At 34.4% G+C, this 17,479-nt stretch carries 21 protein-coding genes; all 21 read right to left on the minus strand.

Annotated features, from left to right (window positions below; all coding sequences use genetic code 11):
* Nucleotides 1-3: 3 nt before the first annotated feature.
* Complete coding sequence (locus tag Q0E86_RS05245; protein ID WP_295755047.1) at nt 4-771, minus strand: phosphatidate cytidylyltransferase; 768 nt, start codon at nt 769-771, stop codon at nt 4-6.
* Nucleotides 768-1,460 carry an isoprenyl transferase gene (locus tag Q0E86_RS05250; RefSeq protein ID WP_288520534.1) on the minus strand — a complete coding sequence of 231 codons (693 nt, stop codon included), beginning with the start codon at nt 1,458-1,460 and terminating at the stop codon, nt 768-770. The genes Q0E86_RS05245 and Q0E86_RS05250 overlap by 4 nt, the downstream gene beginning before the upstream one ends.
* Before the next feature lie 40 nt (nt 1,461-1,500).
* A complete protein-coding gene (gene frr / locus Q0E86_RS05255; protein ID WP_003865904.1) occupies nt 1,501-2,046 on the minus strand; it encodes a ribosome recycling factor in 546 nt (181 codons plus the stop codon).
* Nucleotides 2,047-2,057: 11 nt separating this feature from the next.
* Nucleotides 2,058-2,768: a UMP kinase gene (pyrH, locus tag Q0E86_RS05260; protein WP_003865905.1), complete on the minus strand. Its 711-nt coding sequence runs from the start codon at nt 2,766-2,768 to the stop codon at nt 2,058-2,060.
* Between the two features lie 102 nt (nt 2,769-2,870).
* Complete coding sequence (gene tsf, locus Q0E86_RS05265; RefSeq protein ID WP_270484704.1) at nt 2,871-3,761, minus strand: translation elongation factor Ts; 891 nt, start codon at nt 3,759-3,761, stop codon at nt 2,871-2,873.
* A 24-nt stretch (nt 3,762-3,785) separates the two neighbouring features.
* The gene (gene rpsB / locus Q0E86_RS05270) at nt 3,786-4,691 is read right to left on the minus strand and encodes a 30S ribosomal protein S2 (protein ID WP_040466456.1); all 906 of its coding nucleotides are present in this window, start codon (nt 4,689-4,691) and stop codon (nt 3,786-3,788) included.
* A 144-nt stretch (nt 4,692-4,835) separates the two neighbouring features.
* Nucleotides 4,836-5,711, minus strand: coding sequence for a site-specific tyrosine recombinase/integron integrase (gene xerA / locus Q0E86_RS05275; RefSeq protein ID WP_295755053.1), 876 nt, complete (start codon nt 5,709-5,711; stop codon nt 4,836-4,838).
* Nucleotides 5,704-7,002, minus strand: a complete 1,299-nt coding sequence (trmFO, locus tag Q0E86_RS05280) for a methylenetetrahydrofolate--tRNA-(uracil(54)-C(5))-methyltransferase (FADH(2)-oxidizing) TrmFO (protein WP_295755055.1) — start codon at nt 7,000-7,002, stop codon at nt 5,704-5,706. Before trmFO ends, xerA begins: the two co-directional genes overlap by 8 nt.
* On the minus strand, nt 7,002-9,134 hold the full coding sequence (gene topA / locus Q0E86_RS05285; protein WP_295755057.1) for a type I DNA topoisomerase: 2,133 nt from the start codon (nt 9,132-9,134) through the stop codon (nt 7,002-7,004). The genes trmFO and topA overlap by 1 nt, the downstream gene beginning before the upstream one ends.
* Before the next feature lie 55 nt (nt 9,135-9,189).
* Nucleotides 9,190-9,921, minus strand: coding sequence for a DNA-processing protein DprA (dprA, locus tag Q0E86_RS05290; protein ID WP_295755058.1), 732 nt, complete (start codon nt 9,919-9,921; stop codon nt 9,190-9,192).
* 42 nt (nt 9,922-9,963) lie between these two features.
* Nucleotides 9,964-10,572: a ribonuclease HII gene (locus Q0E86_RS05295; RefSeq protein WP_295755060.1), complete on the minus strand. Its 609-nt coding sequence runs from the start codon at nt 10,570-10,572 to the stop codon at nt 9,964-9,966.
* Nucleotides 10,562-11,410 carry a ribosome biogenesis GTPase YlqF gene (ylqF, locus tag Q0E86_RS05300; protein WP_295755062.1) on the minus strand — a complete coding sequence of 283 codons (849 nt, stop codon included), beginning with the start codon at nt 11,408-11,410 and terminating at the stop codon, nt 10,562-10,564. Before ylqF ends, Q0E86_RS05295 begins: the two co-directional genes overlap by 11 nt.
* Nucleotides 11,410-12,039, minus strand: a complete 630-nt coding sequence (gene lepB / locus Q0E86_RS05305; protein WP_295755064.1) for a signal peptidase I — start codon at nt 12,037-12,039, stop codon at nt 11,410-11,412. The genes ylqF and lepB overlap by 1 nt, the downstream gene beginning before the upstream one ends.
* Nucleotides 12,040-12,122: 83 nt before the next feature.
* Complete coding sequence (gene rplS / locus Q0E86_RS05310; RefSeq protein ID WP_003865915.1) at nt 12,123-12,470, minus strand: 50S ribosomal protein L19; 348 nt, start codon at nt 12,468-12,470, stop codon at nt 12,123-12,125.
* A 118-nt stretch (nt 12,471-12,588) separates the two neighbouring features.
* Entirely contained in the window at nt 12,589-13,311 is a 723-nt protein-coding gene (gene trmD / locus Q0E86_RS05315) for a tRNA (guanosine(37)-N1)-methyltransferase TrmD (protein WP_295755067.1), read from the minus strand.
* Complete coding sequence (rimM, locus tag Q0E86_RS05320) at nt 13,308-13,796, minus strand: ribosome maturation factor RimM (protein WP_295755069.1); 489 nt, start codon at nt 13,794-13,796, stop codon at nt 13,308-13,310. The genes trmD and rimM overlap by 4 nt, the downstream gene beginning before the upstream one ends.
* A gap of 38 nt (nt 13,797-13,834) precedes the next feature.
* Entirely contained in the window at nt 13,835-14,083 is a 249-nt protein-coding gene (locus Q0E86_RS05325) for a KH domain-containing protein (protein ID WP_295755071.1), read from the minus strand.
* Nucleotides 14,083-14,352: a 30S ribosomal protein S16 gene (gene rpsP, locus Q0E86_RS05330; RefSeq protein ID WP_295755073.1), complete on the minus strand. Its 270-nt coding sequence runs from the start codon at nt 14,350-14,352 to the stop codon at nt 14,083-14,085. The genes Q0E86_RS05325 and rpsP overlap by 1 nt, the downstream gene beginning before the upstream one ends.
* A gap of 96 nt (nt 14,353-14,448) precedes the next feature.
* Nucleotides 14,449-15,867: a signal recognition particle protein gene (gene ffh / locus Q0E86_RS05335; protein ID WP_295755075.1), complete on the minus strand. Its 1,419-nt coding sequence runs from the start codon at nt 15,865-15,867 to the stop codon at nt 14,449-14,451.
* Between the two features lie 33 nt (nt 15,868-15,900).
* On the minus strand, nt 15,901-16,404 hold the full coding sequence (locus Q0E86_RS05340) for a GNAT family N-acetyltransferase (RefSeq protein ID WP_295755077.1): 504 nt from the start codon (nt 16,402-16,404) through the stop codon (nt 15,901-15,903).
* Nucleotides 16,389-17,321 (minus strand): glycosyltransferase, encoded by a 933-nt coding sequence (locus tag Q0E86_RS05345; protein WP_295755079.1) that lies wholly within the window; start codon nt 17,319-17,321, stop codon nt 16,389-16,391. The genes Q0E86_RS05340 and Q0E86_RS05345 overlap by 16 nt, the downstream gene beginning before the upstream one ends.
* Nucleotides 17,322-17,479: the final 158 nt, after the last annotated feature.

The raw sequence follows: 17,479 nt of genomic DNA on the forward strand, positions 1-17,479 counted from the left end.
CCCTTAGAGAATGATTGTATATAACACACTAAATAACATGATATTCAATAATAGTGAGTCTACACGATCCAAAACGCCACCATGTCCTGGTAAAAGGTTTGAGAAGTCTTTTACCGCAAAATGACGTTTTATAGCACTAAAACACAAATCTCCAAGCTCTGCAGTAATAGGACATAATAAACATAAAAATGTATTTAATACTGGATTTAAATTTGAAATATAACTAAAGCTTACAGCTAAGCTCAATATAAATCCAAATACAATGCCTCCTACAAAACCTTCCCAACTCTTTTTTGGTGAGATTCTAGGATTCATTTTGTGTTTTCCAATAGCACGCCCTACAAAATATGCGCCTGTATCACTTCCGTATGTGGCAAATACAATCGTCCATAAGTATTGATGTATGCCTGAAATCTGTCCAACAGCATGATATACTAGTGAGAAAATCGTTACGTATGAAATACATACAAAAGAATCCATAATTGAGAAATTCTCTACAAATACAACTAAACTCCACAAGAATACAACAATAAGTGTTACTACGACTAAAAAGTATTTATCAGGTAAGACTCTTGTGAGTATGACAGCCAAAGCACTCAATGGCATTACATATTTTGGCCAACTTTTAAAATCAGGTTGAATATGCATCCATTCATAAGCTCCTGCACATACGATAAATAAGGCCAAAGCTTCAAGCCAAAGCCCACCAAGTGCTACAGGTAAAGCAACAACAAGAATGATACCTATTGCGGTAATAATTCTTTGTTTCATGAAGTTAAGCCTCCAAATCTACGATCTCTAGAGGCAAATTCATCTAAACAATCTCTTAATGCTTTTTCATCAAAATCTGGCCATGCGACAGGTGTAAAAATTAATTCAGCATAAGCTAGTTGCCATAATAGATAATTGGAAATACGAAGTTCTCCACTTGTACGAATCATCAAATCGATATCTTCTGGTACAAATAAATACTTAGAGAATTCTTCTTCCGTTAAATCATTTTCTCTTTTACCTTGAACCACCTCATCAGCATATTTTTTCATACCCAATAGCATTTCTCTACGTGATCCATAATTAATAGCTAAACATAATTCTAAGCCGGTATTATCCTTTGTCATATTTACAGCTTTATTGATGACATCTTGTGTTGCTTGTGGAAATTTTTCTAATTCCCCCGCAAATGTAACCTGGATATTCTTTTCCATTAATTCATTGATAAATTTATTGAAGAATAAGCCTGGTAATTTACATAAATAAGAAACTTCATCTTCAGGTCTTTTCCAGTTTTCAGTTGAGAAAGCATATAGAATTAATTTTTGAATTCCCATGTCCTGAGCAGCTAAAGCTACAGTACGAATTGTATCCGCACCTTTTTTGTGTCCAGCCGTTCTTGGTAAGCCTCTTTTTTTGGCCCAACGCCCATTACCATCCATGATGATAGCTACTGTTTTTGGTATCATAAAAGCCTCCTTTTTAAAAAAGTCCAAATTGAGTTTGGACTTAGACATTTAATATTTCTTTTTTCTTTGTTTCGGTAATTGAATCAACATCTTTAATATATTTATCTGTCAATTTTTGTGATTCTTCCAATGTCTGTTTCTTTTCATCTTCAGGAAGTTCTTTATCTTTCTTGATTGCATCATTTGCATCACGACGTACGTTACGGATAGCAACCTTAGCTTCTTCACCGTATTTTTGAGCATCTTTTGCTAATTCTTTACGACGATCTTCTGTTAATTGAGGAACTTGAATACGAATAACGTCAGCTTCTGCTTGTGGATTTAATCCTAAGTTAGCAGCTTGAATCGCGTGTGCAATACCTTTAACGATTGAACGATCGTAAGGTTTAACAACTAATTGTGTTCCTTCTACAACTGAGATTTGTGCAATCTGATTGATTGGAGTCATTGCTCCATAATATTCAACTTGTACACGTTCTAGCATTTGTCCGCTAGCACGTCCAGTACGGATTTGACGTAGGTTTGATTCTAGATTATCAATAGCCCCCATCATTTTTTCTTCTGCATTTAATAAAATATCACTCATGTTATTTCTCCTTATTTCTTTTTAGTGATTGTAGTACCGTTTACTTCACGGCGAACAGCCTTAACAATATTTCCTGGTTCATTCATATTGAATACAACTAAATCAATATCATTATCCATACACATACTAATAGCTGTTGAATCCATGACTTGTAAGCCTTCATTTAGTACATCCATATAATTTAGTGTATCATATTTTTTTGCGTTTGGATTCTTTTTAGGATCTGAATCATAAACACCATCAACACCGTTTTTTGCCATTAAGATAACATCTGCATTAATTTCAGAAGCACGTAATGCAGCTGTTGTATCTGTTGAGAAGTATGGAGAACCTGTACCAGCTCCAAAAATAACGATTCTGCCTTTTTCTAAGTGACGCAATGCACGTCTTAAAATGAATGGTTCAGCTACTTTTTGCATTTCAACAGCTGTTTGAACACGTGTTTGCACACCTTCTTGTTCTAAAGCATTTTGAACAGCTAAAGCATTAATAACTGTACCTAACATTCCCATATAATCAGCTTGAGCACGGTTCATTCCCATTTCAGCCATCATTTTACCACGAATGAAGTTGCCACCACCGACAACGATTGCAAGTTCTACCCCTAACTTTTGAACTTCTTTCAATTCTTTTGCTAATCTCTTTAAGATTTCTGGATCAAAAGCAGCTTCAGGACTAGATAATGCTTCACCACTTAATTTTAATAAAACACGTTTATACATAATATTGCTCCTTATTGAATTATCATAACAATTATACACTATCTTGCCATAAAGAAAAAGAAAAACCCTTGGAATTTCCAAGGGTTATAAGTAAAAGTTAAATTACTTAGCCATTTGAGCAGCAACTTCTTCAGCAAAGTTTTCTTCGCGTTTTTCGATACCTTCACCAGTTTGGAAACGTACGAATGTTACTACTTCAGCTTTGTTGTCTTTCAAGAATTGAGAAACCTTAGTTTTTGGTTCTAAGAAATATTCTTGATCTAATAAGCATTGGTCTTTAAAGTGTTTGTCAACTTTTCCTTTTAAGATTCCTTCCAATACTTTTTCTGGCTTTTTAGCCATGTTAGGATCAGCTTTCATCATTTGTAATTGAAGTTCACGTTCGTGTTCAACTTCTTCACCTGGTACTTCAGCTTGAGATACATATTTTGGAGCCATACTAGCAACTTGCATTGCTAAGTTTTTAGCTACAGTAGCATCTTCAGTTCCTTTAACAACTACAACAGCAGAAATTGATCCACCCATGTGCATGTATGAACCGAAAATTTCATCATCTGCTTTTTCAACAACAGCAACACGACGGAAAGAAATTTTTTCTCCGATTGTAGCTGTAGCATTGATGATTAAATCATTGATAGTTCCTTCTGCAGTTTGGATGTTTAAAGCTTCTTCAGTTGAAGCAGGTTTGTTTGCAAGAATTGCTTCTTGTAAAGTGTTCATCAAACCTAAGAATTGTTCATTCTTACTTACGAAGTCAGTTTCTGAGTTAACTTCGAATAATACAGCAGTGTTTCCACTAACAGCAACACGAGTTAAACCTTCAGCAGCGATACGTCCTTCTTTTTTAGCAGATTTTGCGATTCCCTTTTCACGTAACCAGTCAACAGCTTTTGCAATGTCACCTTCACATTCAGTTAAGGCTTTTTTGCAATCCATCATACCAGCACCTGTTTTTTCACGTAATTCTTTTACTTGAGCAGCAGTGATAGCCATTTTAGCATCCTCCTATATTTTTAATTATTCAGCAGCTTTTGCTTCTTCAGCTTTAGCAGCTGGTTTTACGTCTTCACCTTTTTTGTTGAAAGGACGACGGTTTTTACGTTCGAAGTTACGTTTTCTACGTTCTTCATTTCTTTGACGACGACGACGTTCGTTTTCAGCGATTTGTGCTTCTACGTTTTTGATTACGTCTTCCATAGTTACATCATCTTCAGTTTCATCTAAGTAAGCCATTTCTAATAGACCACCCTTAGCATCAACGATAGCGTCAGCTAAGATTGTTGTAACTAATTTGATTGAGCGAACTGCATCATCATTAGAAGCGATTGCGAAATCAGCATCTTCTGGATCACAGTTTGTATCTAACATAGCGAATACAGGGATTCCTAATTTTTTAGCTTCTGCGATAGCATTGTGTTCTTCTTTTGGATCAATAACAACTAATGCATCTGGAAGTTTCTTCATTTCTTTGATTCCACCTAAAGAACCTTCCAATTTAGCTTTTTCTTTACGTAAGTTAGCTTGTTCTTTCTTAGTATAAACTTCGATTTTTCCGCTAGCTTCCATTTCTTCGATTTCAACTAAACGTTTGATACGTTTTTGGATTGTACGGAAGTTTGTTAATAAACCACCTAACCAACGTTTGTTAACATAGAAAGATCCTGAACGTAAAGCTTGTTCTTCAACAACTTCAGCAGCTTGTTTCTTTGTTCCTACGAACAATACTTTTCCTCCACGTTCGCTAATAGCTTTTAATTCATTGTAAGCAGCTTCGATTTGTGCTTGAGTTTGGTTTAAATCTACGATATAAACCCCGTTGCGACTTGTGTAGATGAATGGTTTCATCTTTGGGTTCCAACGGCGAGTCTGGTGACCAAAGTGAACACCGTTCTCTAACATTTTCTTCATTGATACGATTGACATAATAGTCCTACCTTTCCGTTTCTCCTCCATCATTTCAGACGCATGCAACACCTTAGTGCACGGGCACACGAATCCATGATGTGTGTAATAAGCGCAATCACGCGCTTTTACATTATAGCAATATCCACCTTAACTTGCAAGATGTTATTTCTTAAAAGGATGTGCTTTTTTATAAGCCTTCACTAACTGTGCAGTAGTGACATGCGTATAAATTTGTGTCGTTGATAAAGAGGAATGTCCTAATAGCTCTTGAACAACACGAATATCTGCTCCATTATCCAATAGGTGTGTCGCAAAACTATGTCTAAGCATATGAGGATGCAATTTCATATGCATACCTATCTTTTTGGCATGCTTATCCATTAAATATTGAATGCCACGAGATGTGAGCTGTTTACCCTTTAGATTCACAAACACATGATCATCAATTGCGTATTTTGACCAAAACTTACTTTTATACTCCAATAATTCTTTTTCAAAACCTTGATAAAAAGGCACAATACGATCTTTATCCCCTTTACCACGAATATGTACAATGCGATTATTTAGATCTATTTGTTTCCACTCTAAATTCACACATTCACTTACACGTAATCCACATGCATACATGATCGTAAATAATATACGATCGCGATATTCATCATCCTTCGCGTCATTATAAGAATTTAAAAATTCCTGAATCTCTTCCACAAACAAAAAATCGGGTATTTGTTTGGATTTCTTAGGCGTTTGTATTCCTATCAACGGATTTTCGATAATACCCATATATTCAGCCAAATACGCATAAAACGAACGATACACGCTCATTTTGCGAGCAATCGAGCTTGATTTAAGATGACCTAATGTAGCTAGAAAATTCATAAAAGTCAATCTATCGCAAGATTCAAATGAATCAATAGATTGACTTGATAAATATTCTTTAAATTGGTTTAAATCATTTTTATATGACTCGATTGTTTTTTCAGATTGGGTATTTTTACGATAAATATATTTTAAAAATCGCTCAATCAATTCATCCATCGACTTCATCCTTGATTTGCGCAATACGAGCTAGTGCTTGAGATGCAAATTTTTCTTTACGCTCATACTTCTTGCATTTTTCATTTAAGTGCATAATCCCAAAGTTTGCGTTCATTGGCTGAAAATGTTTAGCATCACAATGCGTGATGTAATAGGCTTGTGACCCCATAACACACGTATTTCCAAAACAAATTGGCTCTTTACCTTGTATATATAATGCCATATTAACTCCGGCAATCAATCCGGATGCACAAGATTCCACATATCCTTCAACACCTGTTAATTGTCCTGCAAAGAATAGATCATCGCGTTTTTTAGATTGATATGTTTCTTTTAAAACGACGGGACTTGATAAATATGAATTTCGATGCATAACACCATAACGAGTAATCTTCAAATTTTCCAATCCTGGAATCAAGGCAAACACTCTTCTTTGTTCCGGCCAAGTTAAATGCGTTTGGAAACCAACAATATTATACATGCTCGCAGCCACATTATCTTGACGCAACTGAACAACAGCTACAGGATGCGAATCCTTATCTTTTTCAAGTCCAACCGGTTTTAATGGGCCAAACAACATTGTCTTTTTTCCTCGACGAGCCATTTCTTCAATTGGCATACAACCTTCAAAATACGTTTCTTTTTCGAATTCATGCAAATTCACACATTCTGCATGAATAAGTGCATCATAGAATGTTTCAAATTCATCTGCATTCATTGGACAATTAATATAACTTGCTTCTCCCTTATCATAACGAGATTTATAATACGCTTTACTAAAATCAATAGAGTCCTTTTCAATGATTGGTGCAGCTGCATCATAAAAATGAAAAGTATCTTCTGCCGTAAAATCATGAATAGCCTTTGCTAAAGAATCACTTGTCAAAGGTCCAGTAGCAATAATGCATGGTCCTTCAGGTAAACTTGTCATTTCTTCATTTACCACTTCAACCAAAGGATGATTTTTGATTGTGTCTGTAATGTATTGAGAAAATGTTTCTCGATCGACTGCTAATGCACTTCCTGCAGGCACCGCATGCATGTCGGCTGATTTCATGACCAAAGAATCCATTTGGCGTAATTCTTCTTTTAAAATTCCTACCGCATTATTCATCGCATTTGAACGAAGCGAGTTTGAACATACAAGTTCTGCAAATCGATCTGTATGAAAGGCTGGACTTTCCTTCTTAGGACGCATTTCAACCAATCGCACAGGAATGTTTCTTTTTATAAGTTGCCAAGTTGCCTCACATCCGGCAAGTCCTGCTCCTACAACTGTAACTTTTTCCATTATTTTTCTTCCTCTGTTTTCTTAGGTTCTTTTTTTATATAGTGGCATTTTGGATAATTTGAACAACCAATAAAAGTTGTCCCAAAACGCGATTTTCTTCGAACAAGCTCATGCCCACATTCTGGACACATCTCGCCTGTTGGTTCAGGTTTAGCTTTCTTTTTCAAAGATTCAATTGTCTTACATTCCGGATAATTCGAACATGCCCAGAATTGACCATAGCGACCTCTTTTAATAACCATTTTTGCTCCGCAGTTTGGACAAATCTTTTCTTCTTTTGCCTCTTCTGGAAGTTCTTCCTCATTATTTTCTGTGTAACGACATGTTGGGAAATTGATGCATGAAATGAACTTACCAAAACGTCCATTACGATAAACAAGTTCGCCACCACATTCAGGGCAAGTACGTCCTACACGTTCCAATTCTTTTTTCGGCATTTTTTCATAAGCATCTTCTACTAGTGGTGCAAACTTATCATAGAACTTATGCATATAAGAAATAGAATCTTCATTGCCTTCTGCAATTTCATCCAATGTTTTTTCCATATCCGCTGTATATTCAACATTGATTACACTTGAAAAATATTGTTGAAGCTTTTCATTTGTCAAAATGCCTTGTTCACTAGGGAAAAATACTTTTGTCTTTGAAGTTTCACTTGCCTTTTCCAAAGATGCATAGCCACGTTTTTGTAAAGTATCAATGATTGTCGCATATGTACTTGGTCTACCTATTGATTTTTCTTCTAGATCCTTGATTAATTTTGCTTCTGTATATCGTGCTGGTGGTTCTGTAAAGTGCTGTTTCGAAATTGGTGTTACATTTTTTAATATTTCATTTTCTTCTAAAGTTGGAAGTAATGCATCACTTTGTTTTTCGTATTTTGAATAGACTTTATAATAACCATCAAAAGTCATTGTTTGTCCACTTGCACTAAATTCCAAATCATTGTTTGTGATTTTAATACTTGTTACATCATAAACTGCATCTTTCATTAAAGATGCCAAAGTACGAGCATAAATCAAGGAATATAAACGATATTGATCAGTCGTCAAATGATCCTTAATCGATTCTGGCGTACGATGGATATTCGTTGGACGAATTGCTTCGTGTGCATCTTGCGTGTTCTTGCCATTTTTTTGATGAACATGACCAACATATTCTTTGCCATATGTATTTGTGATAAATTCTTTGGCATCTGAAACAAAAATATCTGATAAACGAGTTGAATCCGAACGCATATATGTAATCAAACCTTCCATATTTCCGCCTAGATCAATACCTTCATACATCTTTTGAGCAACGCTCATTGTTTTCTTTGCCCCAAACCCTAATTTCGTACTTGCTTCCTGCTGCATTGTTGAAGTTGTAAATGGAAGTTTGGGTTGTTTTTTCTTTTGTTTTTTAGAAATAGATGAAACAACATACTCCCCATTACATCTTTCTAATAATGCCTTAGCCTCTTCTTCGTTTTTGATTTTTGGCTTTTTACCTTCTACTTTAACTAAATCAGCTTCAAAAGCTTTATTTTGCTTTTTACATTGCGCATGAATCGTCCAATATTCTTCTTGTTTAAACGCTTTGATTTCATTTTCACGATCAACGATCAACTTCAATGCGACAGATTGCACACGTCCTGCTGATTTTGACTGGATCTTATTCTGTAATAATTTGCTTAATTTAAATCCAATAATTCGGTCTAACATACGACGTGTTTCTTGTGATTTCACAAGATCCATATCGATTTGTCTCGGTTCTTTCATCGCTTCAAGAATAGCTGGTTTTGTGATTTCATGGAATACAATACGATTGTTGTCTTCAATATTTAAATCCAAAACACGAGCTAAATGCCAAGCAATAGCTTCTCCTTCACGGTCCGGGTCACTCGCAAGATAGATATCTTTTGCCTTAGAAGCATATTCTTTTAATTCTTTTACAACTTCTTTTTTTTCTTTACTAATTTTATATTTAGGTTCAAAATCATGTTCTACATCGATTCCTAAACCTTCTTTTCCACTTGTTGCCAAGTCACACACATGGCCTTTGCTGGAAACGACTCTGTAATCTTTTCCTAAATATTTCTCAATCGTCTTCGATTTGGAAGGCGATTCCACTATAACTAAATGTTTTTTCATTTTATTACCCCATATTCACGCTATATAAAACATTAAAAATTTCATTTTGTCAATCCTAGATATCATCAACATCTTTAATATCCACCAAAATATTGGCCCCATTACTAATCAGATAATTACAGCCTTGATGCTTATCATCTTGAAAAGCAGTAGGTACACAATAGATGGGTACACTTAATTCTAAGCATTCATTTACTGTGATCATCGTACCACTTTTATAGGCTGCTTCAATCACAACTAAACTATTGCTTAATGCGGCAATTAAACGATTACGCCATGGAAAATGATAGGCCAAAGGTTTTACATGCATTGGATATTCACTGATAATCAATCCACTGTTTTTCATCCTTTCAAATAAATATGTGTTTTCCTTTGGATAAATCACATTAATACCACAGCCCAGTACACCAATTGTTTTTATCGCATTTTGATGTGCTCTCGCATCAATTCCTTTCGCTAGACCTGATACAATGACATACTTGGATTGTAGTCTTTGTACAATCGTATCCGTATTCTGTAAAGCTTGTGTTGAACAGTTCCTTGCACCAACAATCCCCACGCCTTTTTCTTTCAATAAATTGATATCTCCTTGATAGAAAATGATCCATGGTGGATAGCGAAGTCTTTTAAACGCATCTGGATATGCATCATCCATAATTGTAAGATACGCATATGGATAATCAATGATGGAATAGTTTTCATGTGCCTTTATGGCATTGCCAATTTTCTTCCAATCCCCATCATATTGGATGGCATACCATAAAATAGCTTGCCTGTTTATTTTCATATACTCTTATACGAAAAAAAAGAGACTTTTTCTAATAAAAGTCTAAAAAAGTCTAATTTCTTCAAGTTTTTTTACAGGTCCATAGCTTCTGCGATAGAAATCTTGAAGTCCATATTGATTTAAAGCTTCAATATGCGCTTTTGTTGGATACCCTTTATGTTTAGCTAGACCATACTGTGGATACATTTCATCTAGTTTTTTCATCCAACGATCTTTGGTTACTTTCGCTAAAATACTTGCAGCGGCAATCGATAATGATTTTTGATCTCCCTTTACGATAGCTTGGTAAGGTTTATCAATATCTGGTAGTGGCATCGCATCACTTAACACAAAATCACATTGTGCCTTATTCGCGATTTCCATCATCGCCTCTTGTGTGGCACGATAGATATTCTTCTTATCGATCGTCTTTTCATCTACCACAAGAATTTGATAATACAAAGCATCTTGAATAATTGTTTTGAACAACGCTTCACGCTTTTTTTCACTCAATTTCTTTGAATCATCAATCAACTCATTTTGATATCCCTTAGGAAAAATTACGCCAGCTACCATCAATGGTCCTGCAATAGGGCCTCGTCCTGCTTCATCCATCCCAAGAACACTTTGATTATGATCCCAATAATCATGTTCCAAAGGTCTATCCAACATGTGGTTTCTCCCAAGTAATTAAGCCACATTTATTTTCTCGAATATCTTTGACAAAACTTAACATTAAACGATTTTCATCGATTTCACCTTTTAATAAATATCCACGTTTTATTGCGATATTCTGTAAAGTTTCATATGGTGTATCGGCAATCTCGACATGATATACACTATCAAAAATTTCCGGTTTTTCGCTCATTAAATATTCACAGGCAAATAAAGCTAAATCATCCATATTTACAACTTGATCTTTTATCGAACCTAATAAGGCTAGTTTCAAGCCTACTTGTTGATCTTCAAATTTTGGCCATAATACACCTGGTGTATCTAACAATTCTAAGGTTTGACCCACTTTGATCCATTGAAGACTTTTTGTCACGCCTGGACGATCTCCTGTTTGAGCTGCTTTTCTTTTCGCAAACGTATTGATAAATGTACTTTTACCAACATTTGGTATTCCACATACCATAGCACGTAAAGCTCTAGGCTTCATTCCTCTACGTTTTTGTTTTTCAATTAAATTTATACATAATTCATTGGATGCTTTTATTAATTGTTTTGAAAAATTTTCGTGAATAAAATCCAATGCCAATACTTTTTGATTCTCAGTTTCTAAAGCATTTACCCATTGTTTCGTTAGTTCTTTATCCGCCTTATCCTTCTTCGATAAAAGAATTAATCTCGGCTTATTTTGAATCAGTTGATCCAACATGGGATTCTTACTCGCATCCGGCATTCTTGCATCACGAATTTCAATTATAAAATCTACCTTTTTTAAATTTTCTTCCATTTGCCTTTTGGCTTTGGTCATATGACCTGGAAACCATTGTACATTTGCCACTAATCTTTCACTCCTATATCTGAAATTGGTAACAAGACTAACATTTTCTTTGCGAATAGTTGTGATTTTTTAACAGGACCTACATATCTAGAATCTTTAGAATATGGTCTGTTATCCCCCATCACATAGTATTCATCATCCCCTAGTTTAACTTCTTCAAAATCTTGAACATCCGTATTATCTGAATTTGGCACTTTGTTGAAGTAACCAAATTTATCTACACAAGACTGGCGATAATCTGGATCTATATATTGCGTCTCATCCAATACTTTTCCATTAATAAATACGATATCATTTACACAACTTACTGTATCTCCTGGCATACCAATAACACGTTTCACCCAATGTGTTTTTTGGCCATTTTCTTCCATAGTTACGACAACGATATCTCCTCGTTCAACACCATTAAAGAGTACACCTCCAACATTGGTAAAACCAAATTCTCCATCTTTTAATGTTGGGTACATACTTCTTCCATCAACGCGTACTGGGTGTGCCACAAAGTTCACAAACAATAAGATGACAATGGCACTTACAACGAAAACTTTTATAAACCCTAGTATATCTTCGAGTAATGTACGTTCATCATCCTCGTTATATCTTAACTCACTTTTTTTAGCTTTCTTCATATTTTTCTATCCCCCTAATTGTTACAAATCTATTATAAATCTTTTCAGAAAAAAAAGCCTGAAAATCAGACTTTTTTAAACAATTAACGAACTTCTTTAAGACGAGCAGCTTTACCTGAACGGTTACGTAAGTAAGATAATTTGTTACGACGTACTTTACCGTGACGAACTACTTCAATGTGGTCAATGATTGGTGAGTGTAAAGGGAATTTACGTTCAACACCAATTTGGTTAGAAATCTTACGAACAGTAAATGTTTCAGAGATTCCTCCACCTGCACGTTCAATTACAACACCTTCGAATACCTGGATACGGCTCTTGTCACCTTCTTTAATTTTAACGTGAACACGAACAGTACTACCAGAACGGAATGCTGGAATGTCAGTTTTTAATTGTGATTTTGTTACTTCATTAACTAATGCTAAGTTCATTTTCTTTTCTCCTTTTCTTCTAATATTTGGTTATCAGTTCATTCACACAATGTGCCAGCGGAACTACCTATGCGTAAACGCCTATTTATATTATCATGTCAACCGATTTTACGCAAGATTAATTTTTGTTTTTTAATACGGCATCAACAACTTTTTGATCTTCTTTGTTTAATTCTAAATTTTCTAATAAGTCCGGACGATATAAGGCTGTTCGTTTCAAAGATTCTTCATGGCGATATTTTTTAATATTCGCATGATGACCACTCAATAATACATCAGGAACTCTTTTTCCCTCATATACTTCAGGACGAGTATATTGGGGATATTCTAATAATCCATTTGAAAATGAGTCATCATCACTTGAATCCTGCCTAATAACACCAGGCAAGATACGCAATATACAATCACACATGACCATACATGCACTTTCTCCGCCAGTTAAGACAAAGTCACCTAAAGACATTTGAATATCCACATAATCACGAATTCTTTCGTCAAATCCTTCATAATGTCCACATATAAAAATTAAATGTTCCTTTAATGATAATTCTTTTGCGATTTGTTGATTAAATGTTTTGCCTTGAGGTGTCAATAAGATCACTGTGCTATTTTCTGTACGAATCGATTCTAATGCATCTAATATTGGTTGGCACATCAAAACCATTCCGGCTCCACCACCATAAGGCGTATCATCTACATGTCCATGTTTTTCCTTTGTAAACTTTCGAAAATCAATCGTTTCAAATTCAAACAAATCTTTTTCTTTGGCACGCTTAAGAATACTTGTCGTCATTAATGGTTCAAAATATTCTGGGAATAATGTTAATACTGAAATTTTCATCGTAAACCATCCATTTCACGAATTGTGATTTCATGTGTATTTTTATTTACATCTATAATAAATGCTGGTACAAAAGGCAATAAGAAACTATTTCCCTTTGATTTAACGCGAAGTACTAAATTGGCACCTGTTTCTAATATATCTACAACTTCACCAAGATTTTCTTTTCCCTCATTATATACAGTACAATGCATCAATTCATGATAATAATATTGGCCTTCATCAAGTTCTGGTAAATCTTCTTGGGCAATAAATAAATTTTTTGTCTTTAATTGTTCTGCTTTTTCAATGGAATCAATACCTTCAAAATAACAATAACCAAAGCCTTTTTGTTCGCGATAACGCACTACAGTTAAAGTATGACCATCTTCTAAATGTAAGACTCTTCCTTTTTCAAAACGGTGTTGGGGATCATCTGTCACAAGATATAATTTACATTCACCCTTAAGTCCATGAGTATTAATGATTTGAGCTACTTTTATCATATGTCCTCCCTAAAAAAATCAGGATGTGAAATCACATCCTAATACGCTTCAAATTTTACTGAAATTCTTTTGTGTACATCACGTGCCGCAATAGACATCATTTGACGAATACTGCTAGCCATAATTCCTTTACGGCCAATTAAACGTGCAACATCTTCACTATTGGCATATACATACAATAAAATTTCATTTTCATTTGTAGTTGCCATTGTTTTTACAGATAATGCTTTTTGATCATCTACAATTGGTAAACAAATGTCTAATAATGTTTTTTCTAAATCAATCATTATTTTGAACTTTTAGCTTCGTGCATTTCTTTTAAAACACCTTCGTGTGATAAAATTGAACGAACTGTATCAGTTGGTTGTGCACCATTGTTTAACCATTTCTTTGTTAATTCTTTGTCTAAAGTAACTTTGTTTTCAGCTTTAGATGGGTTGTATGTACCAATTTGTTCGATGAAACGACCATCACGAGGACTACGTGAGTCAGCAGCTACTATACGGTAGAAAGGAGCACCCTTTTTACCCATTCTTTTTAAACGTAATTTAACCATATTTAAATTCCTACCTTTTCTAATTTATTAAAGCTTATAAAGAATAACATGAATAAAATAAGGTGTCAAGTATTTTTACTTTACACCTTATATTTTTTATTTTTTCTTCTTTTTCTTTTTAGATTTCTGTTTCTTACTACCAGCATGCTTTGACATTCCTGGCATTCCACCACCACGTTGCATATTCTGCAATGCAGCCATATCTGGAAGTTTTGCCTTACCACTCATCATCTTAGTCATCATCTGCATTTGTTCTAATTGATTGATCAAACGATTGACATCCATGACTTTCACGCCGGCACCTTTCGCAATACGATTCTTTCTTGATGCTTTTAAACATGATGGGTTTTCACGTTCATATTCCGTCATAGATAGAATAATGGCTTCACTCTTTTTCATTTGTGAATTCATTTGTTCATCATCTAAATTTTTAGCTACCTTATTAATACCTGGAATCATATTCATCATTTTCTGCATAGATCCCATTTTAGAAACTTGGCTTAATTGTGCTAATAAATCATTGAATGTAAAGACACCTTGTTTCATTCGTTCAGCTGTTTTTTTCTGAACATCCATATCTAATTTGTCTTGAGCTTGTTCAACTAAAGTGACAATGTCTCCCATTCCCAAAATACGATCTGCCATACGATCTGGGTGGAACTCTTCTAAATCATCAACTTTTTCACCATTCGATACAAACAATACTGGAACATTTGTGATTGAACGTACTGACAACAATCCACCACCACGCGCATCGCCATCCATTTTAGTAACGATCAAACCCGTTACTGATAATTGTTCATTAAATTCTTTGGCAACCGTAACAATATCTTGACCTGTCATCGCATCAACAGTTAATAAGATTTCATCTGGAACAACAAGTTCTTTCATTTGTTGAAGCTCTTGCATCAATGCTTCATCAATGTGTAAACGACCAGCCGTATCAAAGATCACTAAATCTTTTTGACGATCTTTCGCATATGCCAATGCCTGTTTAGCCGTTTCAACAGCTGAAGTTTCAGCTCCACAAGTAAATACTTCTACATCAATACTTTTTCCAAGTGTTTGTAACTGCTCGATAGCGGCTGGACGAACAACGTCACACGCAACCAATAAGACACGACGAGCTAATTTATTCTTACAATAATTAGCAATTTTTGCACTTGCTGTTGTTTTACCAGTACCCTGTAAACCAACCATCATAACCGTTGTCATGCCTTGTTTTTTAAAGTGAATACGAGCATCTTCTTCACCTAATAATGTTTGTAATTCATCATGAACAATTTTGACAACCATTTGACTTGGATTTAATGAATCCAAGACCTCTTGTCCAAGTGCTTTTTCTTTTACATTTTCGACAAAGCTCTTAACTACATCATAATTAACGTCAGCTTCCAATAATGACATGCGTACTTCTTTTAACATGTCAGTCATATTTTTTTCAGTCAGTTTCCCCTGTCCTGAAATATTTTTAAATGCTTTATTTAAGCGTTCACTTAATGATTCAAATGCCATAAATAATAATCTCCCTAAACTCTTTAAGTTTACCTAATTTTCATTTAAATTACAATGGAATGCCAAACGACTTTGTCCATTTTTTAAATAAATTGTACCAACATGTTTAAAACCATGTTTAATCATAAAATTTTGCATAGGCTTATTATCCACATGCGTATCCATACGAATATTATCGATTTTAGAAAAACAATACTCTAAAATGATATCCGCCATATGTTTTTTTAATCCACGCGTCGCAATTCGATGAATAACACCATAAGGTTCATCATTTAACCACTTTCCATCATAGATTTTGTTGTAACAAGGATCAATACCACAATAAAATACAAAACTCGCCTGAATACCATCCTCATCTTCTAAGACATACATTTCCCCTTTTGCGATATCATCCGCCAATATGTCTTTTGATGGATATCCATTTGTCCATTGATTTACATTTCCACAAGAAGCCATAAATTTTCTAGCTCTATCATATATTTCTAATAATACAGGCATATCCTCTAAAGTTGCCTTACGAATTAATTCTCTTGCCATTTTAAAGACCATCCAAACTTCATACACGCAATCAAGCGCCATACACAATATCCTATTTTATAAAATATATTAATTTTTGACCAATCAATTACAGCAGGTACATAGACAGGTTTATCTTTTTTCGAGTAAAAAAAGATCAAAGTGTATAAAATAACCATATCACTATTATAAAAGTTGATATCGTAATAAAAGTTTTCTTTAGGAAACCATTGATGTAAACAAAGCTCTTGATATTCATAGGCTGCACGCATTTCATAAGCCTGCACAATATCCATATGATCTGTTAAAGATCCTGGACGTTTCACATAATGATAGTAACAATTCGGCATTATAGATATGCGATTCGCATTGTAGATTGCCTTAAAAACTGTATAGGTATCTTCAAATCCTTTCTTTTCATCTGGAAATTGAACATTTTTAAAACAAGATGCTGCATATAATTTTCCCCAAGGATAATTATTGATTCCTTTATTTTGAGACAGTGCTCTTAATGCAGATAAAGAATCCATAGTTTGTTTGCGCATAGGACTAACAGGAATAGATAATCCTTTATACTCAATACAATATCCACAAGTTACAATATCACTATTAGTTTGTATAGCTCGATCTACCATTTTTTCTATCATTTTAGGATGTAAATAATCATCACTATCTACAAATAAATAGTAGTCACCTGTAGCCTTTTCTAATGCACGATTTCGCGTAGTTGAAATACCAGCATTTTCATAACTATATACATGAATAAAATCATGCTTACTCGCATATAAATTCGCAATATCTAAAGATGAATCAGTTGTTCCATCATTAATAATAATAATTTCTATATTTTTGTATGTCTGTAAAAGAATAGATTCCAGACATTTTGATAAATATTTTTCCACATTATATACTGGAATCAATATACTCACTTTATACATGAACGGCCTCCTTGAATGCCACAATACAATATCCCTTAGATAAGAAAATATCAAATTTAATAATAATAATCAAGAAAATCTAAAAAAAAAGACCCGGCAGCTAGCTATCTTCGCAGGGGCAAGCCCAACTATTGTCGCCGTGAAAGTGCTTAACTTCT

The sequence above is a fragment of the uncultured Holdemanella sp. genome, from assembly GCF_934754935.1.
In the GTDB taxonomy this organism is placed as follows: Bacteria; Bacillota_I; Bacilli_A; order Erysipelotrichales; family Erysipelotrichaceae; genus Holdemanella.

Excerpts from the sequence above, each read along its gene's own strand:
- Q0E86_RS05245 (WP_295755047.1), bottom strand. The coding sequence starts at position 771 with ATGAAACAAAGAATTATTACCGCAATAGGTATCATTCTTGTTGTTGCT.
- dprA (WP_295755058.1), bottom strand. The coding sequence starts at position 9,921 with ATGAAAATAAACAGGCAAGCTATTTTATGGTATGCCATCCAATATGAT.
- xerA (WP_295755053.1), bottom strand. The coding sequence starts at position 5,711 with ATGGATGAATTGATTGAGCGATTTTTAAAATATATTTATCGTAAAAAT.
- Q0E86_RS05345 (WP_295755079.1), bottom strand. The coding sequence starts at position 17,321 with ATGTATAAAGTGAGTATATTGATTCCAGTATATAATGTGGAAAAATAT.
- frr (WP_003865904.1), bottom strand. The coding sequence starts at position 2,046 with ATGAGTGATATTTTATTAAATGCAGAAGAAAAAATGATGGGGGCTATT.
- rplS (WP_003865915.1), bottom strand. The coding sequence starts at position 12,470 with ATGAACTTAGCATTAGTTAATGAAGTAACAAAATCACAATTAAAAACT.
- lepB (WP_295755064.1), bottom strand. The coding sequence starts at position 12,039 with ATGAAGAAAGCTAAAAAAAGTGAGTTAAGATATAACGAGGATGATGAA.
- pyrH (WP_003865905.1), bottom strand. The coding sequence starts at position 2,768 with ATGTATAAACGTGTTTTATTAAAATTAAGTGGTGAAGCATTATCTAGT.
- Q0E86_RS05340 (WP_295755077.1), bottom strand. The coding sequence starts at position 16,404 with ATGGCAAGAGAATTAATTCGTAAGGCAACTTTAGAGGATATGCCTGTA.
- rpsB (WP_040466456.1), bottom strand. The coding sequence starts at position 4,691 with ATGTCAATCGTATCAATGAAGAAAATGTTAGAGAACGGTGTTCACTTT.
- Q0E86_RS05325 (WP_295755071.1), bottom strand. The coding sequence starts at position 14,083 with ATGATTGATTTAGAAAAAACATTATTAGACATTTGTTTACCAATTGTA.
- topA (WP_295755057.1), bottom strand. The coding sequence starts at position 9,134 with ATGAAAAAACATTTAGTTATAGTGGAATCGCCTTCCAAATCGAAGACG.
- Q0E86_RS05250 (WP_288520534.1), bottom strand. The coding sequence starts at position 1,460 with ATGATACCAAAAACAGTAGCTATCATCATGGATGGTAATGGGCGTTGG.
- tsf (WP_270484704.1), bottom strand. The coding sequence starts at position 3,761 with ATGGCTATCACTGCTGCTCAAGTAAAAGAATTACGTGAAAAAACAGGT.
- Q0E86_RS05295 (WP_295755060.1), bottom strand. The coding sequence starts at position 10,572 with ATGTTGGATAGACCTTTGGAACATGATTATTGGGATCATAATCAAAGT.
- trmD (WP_295755067.1), bottom strand. The coding sequence starts at position 13,311 with ATGAAAATTTCAGTATTAACATTATTCCCAGAATATTTTGAACCATTA.
- rimM (WP_295755069.1), bottom strand. The coding sequence starts at position 13,796 with ATGATAAAAGTAGCTCAAATCATTAATACTCATGGACTTAAGGGTGAA.
- rpsP (WP_295755073.1), bottom strand. The coding sequence starts at position 14,352 with ATGGTTAAATTACGTTTAAAAAGAATGGGTAAAAAGGGTGCTCCTTTC.
- ffh (WP_295755075.1), bottom strand. The coding sequence starts at position 15,867 with ATGGCATTTGAATCATTAAGTGAACGCTTAAATAAAGCATTTAAAAAT.
- trmFO (WP_295755055.1), bottom strand. The coding sequence starts at position 7,002 with ATGGAAAAAGTTACAGTTGTAGGAGCAGGACTTGCCGGATGTGAGGCA.